The sequence below is a fragment of the Paraburkholderia aspalathi genome, from assembly GCF_905220735.1.
GTDB classification, from domain to species: Bacteria; Pseudomonadota; Gammaproteobacteria; order Burkholderiales; family Burkholderiaceae; genus Paraburkholderia; species Paraburkholderia aspalathi.
Map to the genome: position 1 here is coordinate 1,738,321 of NZ_CAJNBA010000001.1, position 15,853 is coordinate 1,754,173.

Annotated in this window: 11 protein-coding genes; 5 read left to right on the forward strand and 6 right to left on the reverse strand. The window is 61.9% G+C overall.

The annotated features are described in order from the left end of the window. Positions 1 to 77: 77 nt before the first annotated feature. Positions 78 to 1,049, forward strand: a complete 972-nt coding sequence (locus KHO30_RS07720; RefSeq protein ID WP_200651439.1) for a LysR family transcriptional regulator — start codon at positions 78 to 80, stop codon at positions 1,047 to 1,049. 194 nt (positions 1,050 to 1,243) lie between these two features. Continuing rightward, complete coding sequence (locus KHO30_RS07725) at positions 1,244 to 4,324, forward strand: transglycosylase domain-containing protein (protein WP_211700483.1); 3,081 nt, start codon at positions 1,244 to 1,246, stop codon at positions 4,322 to 4,324. 10 nt (positions 4,325 to 4,334) lie between these two features. On the opposite strand, the gene KHO30_RS07730 is transcribed toward KHO30_RS07725, so the two are convergent. The 6 genes from KHO30_RS07730 to KHO30_RS07755 all read right to left on the reverse strand — a co-directional run bounded on the left by KHO30_RS07730 (position 4,335) and on the right by KHO30_RS07755 (position 11,081). Further along, complete coding sequence (locus KHO30_RS07730; protein WP_093645348.1) at positions 4,335 to 5,561, reverse strand: ROK family transcriptional regulator; 1,227 nt, start codon at positions 5,559 to 5,561, stop codon at positions 4,335 to 4,337. Positions 5,562 to 5,591: 30 nt separating this feature from the next. Continuing rightward, entirely contained in the window at positions 5,592 to 6,389 is a 798-nt protein-coding gene (locus tag KHO30_RS07735; RefSeq protein ID WP_093645350.1) for an ATP-binding cassette domain-containing protein, read from the reverse strand. 19 nt (positions 6,390 to 6,408) lie between these two features. Further along, entirely contained in the window at positions 6,409 to 7,395 is a 987-nt protein-coding gene (locus KHO30_RS07740) for an ABC transporter permease (RefSeq protein ID WP_093645352.1), read from the reverse strand. 161 nt (positions 7,396 to 7,556) lie between these two features. Beyond that, entirely contained in the window at positions 7,557 to 8,561 is a 1,005-nt protein-coding gene (locus tag KHO30_RS07745; protein WP_054039031.1) for a sugar ABC transporter substrate-binding protein, read from the reverse strand. Between the two features lie 469 nt (positions 8,562 to 9,030). Continuing rightward, complete coding sequence (locus KHO30_RS07750) at positions 9,031 to 9,795, reverse strand: flagellar brake protein (RefSeq protein ID WP_211700484.1); 765 nt, start codon at positions 9,793 to 9,795, stop codon at positions 9,031 to 9,033. 251 nt (positions 9,796 to 10,046) lie between these two features. Beyond that, entirely contained in the window at positions 10,047 to 11,081 is a 1,035-nt protein-coding gene (locus tag KHO30_RS07755; protein ID WP_211700485.1) for a LacI family DNA-binding transcriptional regulator, read from the reverse strand. Positions 11,082 to 11,277: 196 nt separating this feature from the next. Here KHO30_RS07755 and KHO30_RS07760 point away from each other — a divergent pair, with 196 nt between their 5' ends. From KHO30_RS07760 to KHO30_RS07770, 3 genes are all read left to right on the forward strand, one after another. Next, positions 11,278 to 12,435, forward strand: coding sequence for an ABC transporter ATP-binding protein (locus tag KHO30_RS07760; protein ID WP_211700486.1), 1,158 nt, complete (start codon positions 11,278 to 11,280; stop codon positions 12,433 to 12,435). 11 nt (positions 12,436 to 12,446) lie between these two features. Beyond that, a complete protein-coding gene (locus KHO30_RS07765) occupies positions 12,447 to 14,435 on the forward strand; it encodes a beta-galactosidase (protein ID WP_211700487.1) in 1,989 nt (662 codons plus the stop codon). Positions 14,436 to 14,509: 74 nt separating this feature from the next. Continuing rightward, complete coding sequence (locus KHO30_RS07770) at positions 14,510 to 15,763, forward strand: ABC transporter substrate-binding protein (RefSeq protein WP_093645364.1); 1,254 nt, start codon at positions 14,510 to 14,512, stop codon at positions 15,761 to 15,763. Positions 15,764 to 15,853 lie beyond the last annotated feature (90 nt).

Genomic DNA, 15,853 nt, shown 5'->3' on the forward strand with positions numbered 1-15,853 from the left:
GTATATTGAATTGTTTCCATCTTGTGATCGCTTTTGCGACTCACCTTGCGATTCACCTCGCGGCTACCCGGCAATTCATGAAAGACACCCTGAACGTCCTGCTGTCGAGACTACGCATGAAGCAGTTGCAATTGCTGATCGCGCTCGACGATCATAAGTCGCTGCACAAAGCCGCCGGCGCGATGTCGATGACGCAATCGGCCGCCAGCAAGGCGTTGCAGGAGTTGGAGTCGATGCTCGAGGCGCCGCTTTTCGAGCGCTCGAAGAGCGGCATGATTCCGAACCAGCTCGGCCACTGCGTGATCCGCTACGCACGGCTCGTGGCGACGGACCTTACCGCGCTCTGCCAGGACGTCGCCGAGATACGCTCGGGGCGCGGTGGGCGGCTTGCGATCGGCGCGATCATGGGCGCGATTCCGGAGTGCGTCGTGCCGGCGCTGAACGATCTGCATGCCGGTCAGCCGGGCCTGTCGATCGAAGTGATGGAAGACACCAGCGCGCGCATGCTGCTGCAACTCGACGAAGGCCGGCTCGATCTGGTGATCGGCCGTGCGGCGGTTGCCGCCGATCCGTCGAAATATCACTATCGCCCGCTTGGGGATGAGCCGTTATCGGTGGTGGTGGGTTATGGCCATCCGCCATTGCCGAGGAAAGAAGTGAAGCTGCGTGACCTGGCCGGCCACCGCTGGGTCATGTATCCATCGCATATGCCCTTGCATGCGTTGCTCGAACGGGAGATGGATCTGGCAGGACTCGAGATGCCAGACAACCCGATCTCGACTGCCTCCACTTTCGTGACAGTCGCATTACTGCAAAGCAGCGCCGATCTGGTTTCGTTGTTGCCGACCGCGATCGCGGAGTTATTCGTGCGGCAGAAAATGTTGCGCTTCGTGCCGGTCAAACTGAAGTCGCCGTCACAAACTTTCGGGATTGTGACGCGCAAAGGCGGCGTGCTGTCGCCGCCGGCTGAGCAATTCATCGAGTTACTGCGTGGACGGACGATGGGAGAGGGGGAAGGGCGAGCGGCGCCGGCGCAAAAAAACGCCTGAATCTGCTTTCTTCTGACGCGCGAAAGACCCTCAATATCTCACGCCAATCGGCGCTCCGCCAGCTTGGTGAGAAGGTGTTGCTGCGGCGACACTTTGGGGTAAATCCGAACCGATTGCATGCTCGCGTTCCGCGCTACACTTGATCGAAGGTGCGCCAGAATCAAGAGAATGGCGCACGCTCGGGGAGAGCAGCCATGAATCGGCCACTGATTCGGTTACCGCTTCGCGCGACAGGCACGGCGCCCGTCAGGAAGTGGCTTAAATGGGGGCTGGCAGTGGGCTTCGTGCTCGCGCTGGCTTTGGCGGCCCGCTTTGTCCAGGTCGAGATCGAAACGTCTCGACTGCAGGCGCGCTATCTCTCCGAACTCACGCGCGACGTGGGTTTCTCCACCGAGAGCGGTCCAAGTCATTCCATCCGCTTCCCTCAAGCAGACAAAGGCCCTTACGACAGCCGCCTCGGCTACGCGTTGCTGCCGTCGTTCCAGAAGCGCCTGCTCGAACGCGGGTTTGAAATCAGCGCACAGTCGCGTGATTCCGAGCGAATGCTGTCGCTGGCCGATAGCGGTCTATTTATTCCCTACGCCGAAAAAGACCAGGCGGGGTTGCAACTCTTCGACGGTACCGGCGCGCCGCTCTTTGGTGCACAGTATCCGGGCCGCGTTTATGACAGCTTCGATTCGATCCCGCCGCTGATCGTCAATTCGCTACTGTTTATCGAAGACCGCTATCTGCTCGATCCGGATCAGCCGAACCGCAATCCGGCGATCGATTGGGGGCGCTTTAGCCACGCGCTCGTCGACCAGGGCGCGCGCGTGTTCAACCGGCATCAGTCGACGCCCGGCGGCAGCACACTCGCTACGCAGATCGAGAAGTTCCGCCACTCGGCGGGCGGGCGCACGGCAACGCCGCCGGAGAAATTGCGGCAAATCGCATCCGCTTCGGTCCGAGCCTATCTGAATGGTCCGCAGACCATGCCCGCGCGCCAGCAGATCGTCGTCCACTATCTCAACTCGGTGCCGCTTGCCGCGCAGCCGGGTATTGGTGAGATCAATGGCATCGGCGACGGTCTGGCCGCCTGGTACAGTCGCGATTTCAACGACATCAACCGCATTCTCAAAGCGCCGTCGACAGAAGAGAATCTCGCTGAGCAGGGCGTGGCATTTCGCCAGGTGCTCTCGCTGATGATCGCGCAACGTGCGCCATCGTATTTCCTGCATCACGGCTATGCCGAACTTGAACGTCTGACGGATAGTTATCTGCGCTTGCTGGCGAGCGGTGGTGTTATTTCGAACCCGCTGCGCGATGCCGCGTTGTCCGCGCAAGTGGATCTGCGCCGCGCACCGGAAAAAACGCACAACGCCGACTCGTTCGTGTCGCGCAAGGCTGTGACGTCGATGCGTTCGCACCTGTTGGCGGCGCTCGGCATTCCGAGTTTCTATGAACTCGACCGGCTGGACATGCAGGCAACGGGCACGCTCAACAACGCCGTGCAGCAGGCCGTGAGTGAACGTCTTGCCGCCGCCGCGACGCGCGACGGCGCAAAAGCCGCGGGGCTCGTCGGCTATGAAATGCTGCGCGCCTCCGACGATCCATCGAGAATCGCCTATAGCTTTACGCTGTTCGAACGGCGTGACGGCGCGAACCTGGTGCGGGTGCAAACCGATAGCGTGAACCAGCCATTCGACATCAATTCCGGTGCGCGACTGAATCTCGGTTCGACCGCGAAAATGCGTACCGTGGTGACGTATTTGCAGATTGTCTCCGAGCTGCATGCGCGTTATGCCCCGCTGAGCACAGCGGAGCTGAAAGCCGTGAAGTACGATCCGAACGATCAGCTCACGCGCTGGGCGCTGGACTATCTGGCGCATACCTCGAACCGCTCGCTGCAAGCCATGCTCGACGCGGCGGTGGAACGCAAATACTCGGCAAGTCCGGGCGAAACGTTTTACACGGGCGGTGGCGCGCAGACTTTCAACAACTTCGAATCGGACGACAACAGCCGCATTCTCACCGTGCACCGCGCATTCCAGCATTCGGTGAATCTGGTGTTCGTGCGGCTGATGCGCGATATCGTCCACTACGAGATGGTACAAACCACCGGACCGTCGGCGCAATGGCTGGGCGATCCTGCGATCCGCAAGATGTATCTCACGCGTTTCGCCGATCAGGAAAGCCGCGTGTATATGAATCGTTTCTACACGAAATACCACGGCAAGGCGCCCGAGCAGCAGTTGGCCTTGCTGCTGCTCGGCGTGCGCAAATCGCCGCCTAAGGTAGCGACGGTGTTGCGCAGTGTCGCGCCGGATGAATCGAATGCGTGGTTCAACGCGAAGATGCGTGCGGCGCTGAAGAACACGCCGGCTGCCTCCATCCTGGACGACGAGGACCTGGCGAACCTGTACGACAAATATGCAATCGACCGCTTCAATCTGAACGATCGCGGCTACATTTCGAGCGTGCATCCGTTGGAACTGTGGACGCTCAACTATCTGCGCGCCCATCCCGACGCGACGCTCGACCAGATACAGAATGCGAGCCGCGATGTGCGTCTGTCGACCTATTCGTGGCTCTTCAAGACCCGCTATCACGCCACCCAGGATCGCCGCATCAAGCGGATGGTCGAACTGCGCGCCTACGATGCGATCGGTAAATCGTGGCAGGCGCTCGGCTATCCGTTCGCGACGCTCACGCCGTCGTATGCGGCGGCGATCGGCGCATCCGGTGACCGGCCGGCTGCGCTCGCGCAACTGATAGGCGTGATTGCCAACAACGGCAACAAGGTGCCGACCGAAAGTCTCACGCAACTCGACTTCGCGAAAAACACGCCGTACGAAACGCATTTCCAGCGTGCTGCGGTGGCGCCGCAGCAGCAGTTGTCGCCGGAGATCGCCGGGGTGGTCAGAGGGCTGTTGCGCGATGTCGTATTAGGCGGTACGGCTAAGCGTCTCGCGCAGGGCATGACGTTTCCCGATGGTCAAACACTCGAAATTTACGGCAAGACCGGCACCGGCGATCAGCGCTTCAATGTGTGGGCCAAAGGCGCACGCCTGATCGAGTCGCGCAAGGTGAACCGCAGCGCAACCTTCGTGTTTGTGATGGGAGACCGTTTCTACGGCACGCTGACCGCCTGGGTGCATGAGCCGTATGCGGCGCATTACGAGTTCACGAGTGCGCTCTCGGTGCAGTTGCTGAAGTCGCTGGCGCCGGTGCTGCAGCCCTTGCTGCAAAATCCGCCGGCTAAAACGGCTGCGATAGCGAAAGTCGCCGCGCAATGAGCAAGGGCGCCTAATAGCCGGCGTCCGTCGCTGGCTTAAGGAAGAGCTCGTGCACGGGCGCGAAATGCGCATACAGCGGCAGAATTGCGCCGCCCATCGCTCGCGCGTCGGCGCCGATGGTGCCTTCCAGCAGTTGCGGACGTACCATACCTTCCCATTCGAAGCGATCGAGCACGCGCTCGGTTCGGCGGATGATTTCGCGGACCAGTTGCCGGTCGAGTTCGCCGTCGATCACCACCGCTTCCAGGTCGAGCAAGGCTGCCGCATTGGTCAATGCATTGGCGATCGCAGGACACGCCGTGTCGAGCCATTGTTCGGTCTGCCGCCACAGTTCGGGCGACAACGCGCGATGATCGTGCGCGGCGGCGGGCGGCACGCCTGCATCGCTCAATAGCCGTTCCAGAACGAAACCCGATGCTGCATGTAGCAGTTGCCGCGCCGGTTTGCGCGCGCTGCCGTCCCGCAGCGGTATCGAGCCGACCGCACCAGCATTGTCGTGTGGCCCGGCATGCAAACGGCCGTCGATCACCAGGCCGCCGCCGATAAACGTACCGACGAACAGATAGAGAAAATTGTGAATCCCGCGGCCCTGGCCCATCACGAGTTCTGCCGCGCAGGCGGCGGTGGTGTCTTTAGCGAACTCGACGGGCAAGCCCGTCATCGTCGCGATGCGACTACGCAAGTCGATCTCGTGCCACGCTTCCAGCGCGTCCTGCGGCGCGCCGAGAAAGTCGCGCCAGCCGCCGAGCCACAACGGCGCCGCCACGCCCACGCCAACCACTTTGTTCGCCTTTGCGCCGAGCGTCTGATTCACACGCGCCAGTTTGCTTTCGAGCGCGGGAAATAGTGTGCGCGGATCGGGATAGGCATAGTCGAATACATCGCGGCACACCACGTGGCCCGCGAAATCCATCGCCAGCACGTCGAGGCTGCGTCTGCCCACCTTGATGCCGATGGTGTACGCGCCATCCGCACGCAGTGCGATCGGCACCGACGGTTGACCGATGCGGCCGCGCACGCGCGCCTGCTTTTCGAGCAGGCCGTCGTCGATCAGACGGTCGACGATCATCGAGACGGTCTGCATCGACAGACGCGTGAGACGGCCCACGTCGGCTTTCGGCAGCGGCCCATGCAAACGGATCGCTTGCAGGACGATCCGTTCGTTGAACTGCCGCATGCCGACCTGGTTCGAGCCGACCGTGCGTTTGAGAGGCGAACGTGTACCGGTGGTGTCCATCGTCGTGTGCCCCTCAGCGGGATGCGTGCATCATGCAATCGCCTTGACGTCCGCCTGCTTCGCGCCCGTCATGATCGCCACGGCCTCCGACATGTGGATGTCTTTGGTGTTGACCACCGCGGCACGCCTGCCGAGCCGCTGGATATGAATACGATCCGCGACTTCGAACACGTGCGGCATGTTGTGGCTGATCAGGATCACCGGCAGGCCGCGATCACGCACGCGGCGAATCAATTCGAGCACCATGTTGCCTTCCTTGACGCCGAGTGCGGCGGTGGGCTCGTCGAGAATCACCACGTGCCGCGCGAACGCCGCGCTGCGCGCGACAGCCACGCCCTGACGCTGTCCGCCGGACAAGGTTTCGACCGCCTGGCGCATCGAGCGGATGCCGATCTGCAGATCCTTCATGTGCGCGGTGGCTTCGTCGAGCATGCGGCGCTTGTCGATCATCTTGAAGATCGAACCGCGCCAGCCCGGTTTGACGAGCTCACGGGCGAGAAACAGGTTTTCGGCGATGCTCATGGCGGGCGCCACCGCGAGTTCCTGGTACACGGTTTCGATGCCTTGAGCGCGCGCGTCCAGCGGGCTGCGGAATTTGACCGGCTTGCCGTCGAGCAGGATTTCGCCTTCATCGGGGATGGTGGCGCCGGACAGCGCCTTGATCAACGACGATTTGCCCGCGCCGTTGTCGCCGATCACGGCGAGGATCTCGCCGGGCAGCACTTCGAAATCGCAGCCGTCGAGCGCGGTGACGTTGCCGTAGCGTTTGATGAGTCCGCGCGCCTGCAGAACGGGCATCACGGCAGAAGCGGAAGTAGGTGTCGACATGACAGGTTCCTTTGGGCGTTCAACCGCGACGATGGGAAAGTTTGTCCGCGGCAACCGCGAGAATCACCAGCATGCCGGTGATCAACACCTGGTAGACCGAAGAGACACCGATTAGCGTCAGGCCATTACGAAACACGCCGACGATCAGCGCGCCGAGCAGCGTTCCGCTAATCGAGCCACGTCCGCCGAATAGACTCGTGCCACCCAGCACCACCGCCGTAATACTGTCGAGGTTCTCGGTTTGCCCCGCCTGTGGATCGCCGACACCGGTGCGCGAGACAGACAACAGCGCGGCGATGCCATAGATCGCACCGGCCAGCGTATACACGGTAAGCAGGATCTTCTGCGACGAGAGGCCCATCAGGCGCGCGGCTTCGGGGTTATTGCCGAGCGCGTACAGATGCCGGCCGGGCACGGTGTCGCGCAAGACGAACCACGTCGCCCCATACATCAGCAACGTCAGCACCGTGCCGTAGGTGACGTCAGCGGGCCCGAGTTTGAACGTGTTGCCGAGGAACATGATCGCGTCCGGCAGGTTCGAGACGCTCTCCGCGTTCGAATAGATCTGCGTGAGCGCGAATGCGATGTTCAGCGTACCGAGCGTGACGATGAAGGCGGGCAGTTTGATCCGCGTGATCAGCACGCCGTTGAGCGCGCCGAACAACGCGCTCGCGGCGATGCCGCACAGAATCGCGAGAACGGGCGGCACGCCGAGCGTGACCGCGAATTTGGTCATGATGATCGAGCCGAACGCCATCACCATCCCGCACGACAGATCGATCCCGCCTGTCAGCACGATCAGCGTCTGGCCGATGGCGATGACGGCGACCACCATCGTCTGCTGCAGGATCAGCGAGAGGTTCTGGAACGACAGGAAGCGGTTGCTCTGCGAAATGAAGAAGCCGCAGGCCAGCAGCAGGGCGATCAGCGGTCCGATTTCAGCGAGCGATGGCAAACGGTCGGTGAAGGTGCGCGGGTGGCCGGCAGGCGCGGAAGGTGTCGACATGATAGGTGTCCTCGATGCATGAACGTGGCGGGCAGGCCACGTGGCAAATACGGAGACCGGCCATCTGGTGGGCCGCCGATCCGCGGTGTACCCCGCGGCCGTCGGTTCAGTGGCTGGCAATCCGTGAGCGGCCCGCGAAGTGGGCCGCCATTCAGTGCGCGTTACTTGTTGCCCCAGCAGTTGTCGAGGCCGTACTTTGTATCCTTGCTGTCGACGCCGGACATCGGCTTGTCGGTGATCAGCGTCACGCCCGTGTCCTGATAGCCGGAGACTTTCTTGCCGGTCTTCGCATACTCGACACCCGCCGTCACGCCGAGCGAGGCCATCTTCAGCGGATACTGCTGCGAGGTCGCGGCAATCGCACCGGCCTTCACATTGCGGACACCTTCGCAGCCGCCGTCGATGGAAACGATCATCACGCTCTTGTCCTTGCCCGCTGCCTTGAGCGCGCGATACGCACCCGCTGCAGCCGGTTCGTTGATCGTGTAGACCACGTTGATATCCGGCGATTTCTGCAGGCAATTTTCCATCGCCGTCTGGCCCTTCGACTGATCACCGCGCGTGTCCTGGCTGCAGACGATCGACGGATCGCCTTCCTTCACGCCGAAGCCTTCCAGGAAGCCGTTATGACGCAGCACGCCGACCGAGACGCCTGGCGCAAGATCGAGCGTGGCGATCTTCGCGGGCTTGCCGTTCATGGCGGCTTTCGCGTACTTGCCGATCAGCACGCCGGCCTTGAAGTTGTCGGTGGCGAAGAGGGCGTCCGTGGCGTCTTGCGGATCGGTCGGCGTGTCGAGCGCGACCACCATCACACCGGCGGCGCGCGCTTTCTTGATGCTCGGCACGATCGCCTTGGTGTCGCTCGGCGTGATCAGAATCGCTTTCGCGCCGGCCGTCATCATGTTTTCGATGGCGGTGACCTGGCTCGCGTTGTCGCCGTCGAACTTGCCGGCGGCGGTGAGCAGTTTGGCGCCGTCTTTCGATGCCGCTGCTTCAGCGCCCTGTTTCATCTTCACGAAGAACGGGTTGGTGTCGGTCTTGGTGATGAGGCCGACGACAGGCTGGTCGGCCGCCTGGCTCGCGCTCGCACACCACACGGCCGATGCCGCGACGCACATCGACACGATTTTCCTGGCGACAGGATGCCTGCGGGAATTCAGATTCATGGGACGCTCCTCCGGTTATTGGTCACGACGTTGTGAACTGCGGGTGATTGCACACGCGAACGCTGCGCGCTTGCCGCCTGCTTGCGATCTGGTTTCGAAGCTGATGCGATTCCAATGCAATGCGAAACTGGCTGCTTAAATCACTTTAGTTGATTTAGTACAGCAGGCGCGAGGACGCTCGTCAAGGAAGCGATCGGGAGGGGCGTCGACATGTCAAAGCGGCCGCCAGGGCGGCAGGCCTTACGTGACGGGGCTTTGCGGGAGTGGTGCGATGCAAGATCGAGCGCCGGTACTTCGGGAAAGTCCTGGCTCAATTGAAAGCTGGTTGAAATATTAATTGATGCGTTGCGACGGGTTTGACTGTCGTCGCGAAGGTATGAGGCGGCGGCCAGAAGCAGCGATTCTCAGCGGCGATGACTGCAGACTTTATCTACGCCGTGAGAATCGTGGCGAGCGTACCCGCAGGAACTCACCCTCGCGGCGTGAGCCTTTGACGCTTCGTTTCGAGTTGCGTGACAACGCGCTGCAAGATCCGTTCAGCCGGCCCCGGCGTCGTCACGAACTTGCAGCCGATCACGAAGCGCAGATCGCCCTTCGGCGTAGTCAATTGCCGTGGCGCGACGATTTCCAGATCGAGGAGAAGCGTGCCGAAGCTGCCGAATTGCAACGTGACGTTGCGCAATACGGTGCCACTCTCAAGCGCGCCGAAACGTGCATCAGCAGTGTTCAACGCCACGCCGCCCAATGAAAGATCCTGCAATTCGAGCCTGAACGAACCGCCGTCCACATACGGCCCGCTAGCGATGTACGGATCCAGCACGGGCGTTTGCACGCGGAAGAATTCGCGGCGCTGAACGTAGTACAGGAGCGAAGGGAAAGCGGCCTCGAAAGCCGGGCGTCCTTCGAACATGATCGGATCTGCGTTAAGCGTCGTGAACTCCGTGCGAATGCCGCCCGGCAAACTGCGAAAGATCAACTGGCGGGCAGACGGCAGCGCGTAATTGTCCAGCTGCGTACTGCCGGCGTCGAAGATAAAGCGCGCATTGCGCGAATCGACCTCGAGTATCTGCGTCACGATCTGGCGGCCGTTGAATTCCACCGTCACGAAGTCCTGTCCGGCCATCAGCTTGCGAAGACAAACTGCGATTTGCAAGGGATGGCGCTGCGCGAAGGTCGAGTCTGTGTCGGTGGTCTGTTCGGCGAGATCGGCGTCCAGCAGAAGAGCGGCATTCATTTGAGTATCCATGCTTGTTATGGCCTTGGCCTGGCCGGTTGGGGAGCGCGGGCGGCATGTAAGTCATGCCGGCGCTCAGCCTTTTCCTGCTTTATTGCAGGGACCGTGCCAACTGCATGGATGGACTGATTGAAACGGTGTTTTTGCCGCGGAACCGCTTGATACGGGCGTTTGCGGACGGCGGTCCGGAAGGTGGGGGCGGCCGTAGCCAGGGTTCGCTACGTAACGTCCCCGATGTTGTTACGGCCACGTTACCTCGGGCGCGGCACCCCCGTCGACGCGCGCACAACCAGTTTCGGCGCGGAGGAAATCCGCATCGGCACGCTTGCCGCCGATTGATGACCTGCTTGCCCATACGACGATTCGATCAACTCGCGCAGCAGCGACACCGCCAGGTCGGCGACTTCGACAGTCGGCACGGCGACTGTGGTCAACGCGGGCCGCGATTCGCGCGCCAGTTGAATATCGGTAATGCCGATCACGGACAGATCACCCGGCACGTTCAGGCCAAGATCGGCGGCGGCGTGCATCGCGCCGAGCGCCGGCAGATCGTTGGTCGCGAAGATCGCGGTGAGTTTCGGATCGGCTTCCAGTAGCGCCCGCGCCGCGGCGTAGCCGCCTTGTATCGTATCGGGCGCATGCTTGACCTTTCCTTTCGGCGCGCCGGCCGAATGCAGCGCATCGACAAAACCTTCGTAACGCGCTGCGTGAATACCTGAAGCCTTGCTGCCGACAATCGCGCCGATCCGCCGATGCCCGAGCGTCAGCAGATGCGTGCCGGCCAATTCGCCTGCCAGACGAAAATCGACCGCGACACATGGCAGCCCCGGCGGCTCATTGGGCCGTTCCCACATGCACAGGACAACGGGCGTGCCGCGTGATTCGGTCGTATGAAGGTCTGCAAAGTCCAGGTTCGCATTGGTGACGAGCACACCTTCGGAAAGCGTCCCCGCGATCTGGTCGAGATAGGCTCGCCCGGTCAGTGGATCTTCGTTCGTATTGCAGATGATCACGAAGTGGCCGCTGCTGCGCGCCGCGTGTTCGACCGCGAGCGCGAACTCCGGATAGAACGGATTGGCAATGCTCGACACCATCAACGCCAGCGTCGGCGCGCGGCCCTCGGCGAGCGCGCGGGCGGCCAGATGCGGGCGGTAGCCGAGCGCGTCGACGGCGTCGAGCACCCGCTGCCGGGTGCTCGCGCCGACCCGGCCGCGATTGCGCAGCACGTTCGACACCGTGGCAGGGGTGACGCCGGCGTGACGCGCGACTTCGCTAAGGGTTGTCATAATGCGTATTCAATATTTGGGATGGGTGTCCGACATTTGCATCACAGCCCAAGGCGCGGCACCATTTGCCGCACAGACAAAACGATATCGGAGACAGGTAAGGCCCCAGCGATCGGTTGCGATCGATTTTTTTCGGCCCTACTGATTAAGCGCTTAATCTCCGACGTCGAGCCGATTAAATCACGGAGTCGATGCGATGGCGAGCATTTCGTTGAGGGGCGTGCAGAAGGCGTATGGCGACGGCGCGCTAGTGATCCGCGATGTCGATCTGGAAATAGGCGAGAACGAGTTCTGCGTGTTTCTCGGTCCGTCCGGATGCGGTAAATCCACCTTGCTGCGGATGATCGCCGGCCTCGAAGACGTGACCGACGGCGACCTGTCGATCGCCGGCCGTCTCGTCAACGACGTCCCGGCCGCGCAGCGCGGCGTGGCGATGGTGTTCCAGAGCTATGCGCTGTTTCCGCATATGACCGTGTTCGAGAACATGGCCTTCGGCCTCAAACTGGCCAAAACCCCCAGGGACGAAATCGACCGCAAGGTGCGGGAAGCCGCGCGCATCCTTCAACTTGAGGCGCTGCTCGAGCGCCGGCCCAAAGCACTGTCCGGCGGCCAGCGGCAACGTGTGGCGATTGGCCGGGCCATCGTGCGTGAACCGGGCGTGTTTCTGTTCGACGAGCCGCTCTCCAATCTCGATGCGACGCTGCGCGGCCAGACCCGCATCGAAATCGCGCGGCTCCATAAGCAGTTCGCCAAAGCCAGCGTGGTGTACGTCACGCACGACCAGATCGAAGCGATGACGCTCGCCGACAAGATCGTGCTGCTGCATGCGGGTAAGGACACCGAGCGCTACGGCAGCATCGCCCAGATCGGCGCGCCGCTCGAGCTGTATCACCGGCCAAAGAGCCGCTTCGTCGCCGGTTTCATCGGATCGCCGCGGATGAATTTCTTGCCGGGGCGGGTGGCGTCGGTTGATCCGCAGGGCGTGGTTGTTACGCTCGATCACACTGACGAAAACGTGCGCGTGCCCGTCAGCGGCGATGGACTCAAGGCGGCGCAACCGGTCACGCTCGGCGTGCGTCCGGAACACCTCGAATTCATCGACGCGACAGCTTCTGACAACCCACAGGACGCGGTTCTGAGCCGCAGCGTATCCCTCGTCGAACAGCTCGGCGAGCACAGCTACGTCCACCTCGATCAGCCCGGCGGCGCCACGCTGATCGCCAAGGCGCCCGGCGACACACGCCTCGCGCCGGGCGACCGCGCGAGCTTGCTCGTCCCCAGCCGCGCTTGCCACTTGTTTACCGAAGACGGCTTTGCTGCCGCTTCGCTCGAATCCGTCGAACACTACGCATAGAGGACATTCGGATGCGCCTTGGAGTCTGTTATTACCCGGAACACTGGCCGGAGTCGATGTGGGAAGACGACGCTCGCCGGATGAAAGCACTCGGCATCGAGCAGGTGCGTATCGCCGAATTTGCGTGGAGCCGGATGGAGCCAACGCCTGGCGAGTACGACTGGGGCTGGCTCGATCGCGCGGTCAACGTACTCGGCGCGGCCGGTTTGCAAGTTGTCATGTGCACCCCCACCGCGACGCCGCCCAAGTGGCTGATCGACCGTCATCCGGACATTCTGCCGATCGGTGCCGATGGCCGTCCGCGCGCCTTCGGCTCACGCCGCCATTACGATTTCTCCTCGCCTTCGTATTTCACTGCATCGCAGCGAATCTGCACGGCAGTCGCCGAGCGTTACGGCAAGCATCCGGCCGTTGCCTACTGGCAGACCGATAACGAATTCGGTTGCCATCACACGGTGGTCAGCTATTCGCCGGCTGCAGTGGGGCGCTTTCGCGAGTGGCTCAAGGCGCGCTATCAAACCATCGATGCGCTGAACCGTGCGTGGGGCACGGTATTCTGGAGCATGGAATACCGTAGCTTCGACGAGATCGACGCGCCGGTGGCGACCGTCACCGAAGCGCATCCGTCGCACCGGCTCGATTACCGCCGCTTCGCCTCCGACGAAGTGGCGCGCTACAACCGCATGCAGGTCGAGATCATCCGTGCGCATTCGCCGGGGCGGCCGGTCGCGCACAACTTCATGCAGCTCTTTACCGAGTTCGATCATTACAAGGTGTCGGCCGATCTCGACATTGCCGCATGGGACAGCTATCCGCTCGGCGCGCTCGAAGAGCAGTGGTTTGCACCGGACGTGAAAGCGCGCTGGTTGCGCAGCGGGCATCCCGACTTCGCGTCATTCAATCATGACGTGTACCGCGGTATGTCGAAGCTGCCGTTCTGGGTGATGGAGCAGCAGCCGGGCCCGGTGAACTGGGCGCAGTGGAATCCGGCACCGCTGCCCGGCATGGTGCGGCTGTGGAGCTGGGAGGCGTTCGCGCACGGCGCGGGCTGCGTGTCGTATTTCCGCTGGCGCCAGGCGCCGTTTGCGCAGGAGCAGATGCACGCTGGCTTGAATACACCCGATAACCGGCTCGATGTGGGCGGCAATGAAGCTGCGCAGGTTGCCGACGAGATTCGCGCGGTGCTCGCCGCGAATGCCGACGCTAACGCAGCGATCCGCTCGAAGGTTGCGCTCGTCTACGACTACGAAGCGAAATGGCTCTTCGAGATTCATCCGCAGGGCGCGGACTTTCACTATCCGCGTTTCGCATTCGAGTATTACTCGGCGCTGCGCTCGCTCGGGCTGGATGTCGATATCGTGCCGGTCGATGCAGCCCTCGACGGCTATCGTTTGATCGTCGTGCCGCCGCTGCCGGTTGTGCCTGCGGATTTCGCCGCCCGGCTGGCGAGCTCGGGCGCGCAGGTCGTGCTGGGTCCTCGCACCGGTTCGAAGACGGCGGACGTGCAGATTCCGGCGAACCTGCCGCCGGGCGCGCTCGCTTCTGTGTTGCCGCTGCGTGTGTGGCGTGTCGAATCGATGCGGCCGAATGTGACCGAAGCTGTGGTGCTCGTGAATAACCGGAACTCGAGCGCGGAGGACGGCGTGGCGCGCCACTGGCGTGATTTCATCGACAGCGATACAGCGGATTCGCTCGACGTGCGTGCCCGTTTCGCTGACGGTCATCCTGCTTATGTGAAAAGCGGCGCGTTTCATTACTTCGCGAGCCTGTTTGACGATGCGCTGACGGTCCGCCTTCTGAAGCAGATCGCTGAAGAAGCGGGCGTCGAAACGACATCGCTCGGCGACACCGTGCGCTTTAGCCGTCGCGGCGCGCTGACCTACGTGTTGAACTACGGCGACCAGACGCACACGCTGGCCAATGTCGCCGACGACGCTTTCGTGATCGGCTCACGCGCCATCGAACCGCAAGGTGTGGCTGTGTATCGATCAGGCAACTGATTTATAGGGCCGAACGAAGGATTCCATGCAGTAACAACAACGACGCAAAATCAAGGCATAAAGGAGACAGCAACATGGCACTGAAACCTCGCAAGATTCTGCTGGCACTTGCGCTGGCTGCGGCCGCCGCAGGCGTGTCCGTCGTCAGCACGGCGCAGGCCGGCACGCTCGCGGTCAACATCGCATTCAAGGGCGCAAGTCAACGCGCCGTCTGGCAGTCGATCATCGACGACTTCAAGAAAACGCATCCGGGTACGGACGTGAAGGTGTCGTTCGTCGATGAAGAAGCCTACAAAGTTCAGTTGCCCGGTTGGCTCTCCACCGTCGCGCCCGATATCGTGAACTGGCATGACGGCGAGCGGATGGCGTATTACGCGCAGCGCGGCCTGTTCGAGGATCTGAGCGGCGACTGGGCGAAGAACGGCTGGAACGACATGTATGCGTCGACGAAGGAAGCGTCGTCGTATAAGGGCAAGCAGTACGCCGCTCCGACCGTGTATTACTCGTGGGGCATGTTCTATCGCAAGGACCTGTTCCAGAAGGTCGGCATTACCGGTGAACCGAAAACGTGGGACCAGTTTCTCGACGACTGCAAGAAGCTGAAAGCGGCAGGCATTACGCCGATTGCCGTGGCGGGCCGTGATTCATGGACGCTGGCCGGCTGGTTCGATTATCTCGACCTGCGCCTGAACGGCAACGCGTTCCATCAGAAACTGATGGCGGGCGATATCGCGTACACCGATCCGCGTGTGAAGAAGGTCTACACGACGTGGAAGCAACTGATCGACGCCGGCTATTTCATCGACAATTCGCTTTCCTACGATCTGGATGCGGTGCAGCCGTTCCTGTTCCAGGGCAAGGCCGCGATGATGCTGATGGGCACCTTTATCACGGGTGGCTTCCCGCCGAACGTCAAGCCGGAAATGGGCTACTTCCAGTTCCCGATCATCGACGCGAACGTGCCGACCGCCGAAGACGGTCCGGTTGAATCGCTGCATATTCCGTCGAAGGCGAAGAACAAGGCGGATGCGCATGCGTTCCTGGCGTTTGTCCAGACGCCGGAAAATGGCGCGAAGCTGGCGGCCGGGCTCGGCTCCTTGTCGGCGAACAGCAAATCGCCGGAACCTGAAGATCCGATTTCGAAGATCGGCTTCCAGATTCTCGCGAATACGAAGGGCGGCATTGCGCAGTTCTACGATCGCGACATGACGAAGGAAATGGCCGATGAAGGGATGAAGGGGATGCAGCAATTCATCTCCGATCCTTCGAAGCTCGACGAGGTGCTCGCGCAACTCGAGCAGACGCGTAAGCGGATCTATAAGAAGTGAGGGGTAGCGGCTCGGTCGTAGGTTCTGGCTTGGGCCGCTACTTGTTGCATCAGATTGGCAACTATGTTGCATGGGACCAGCGTACGGCAC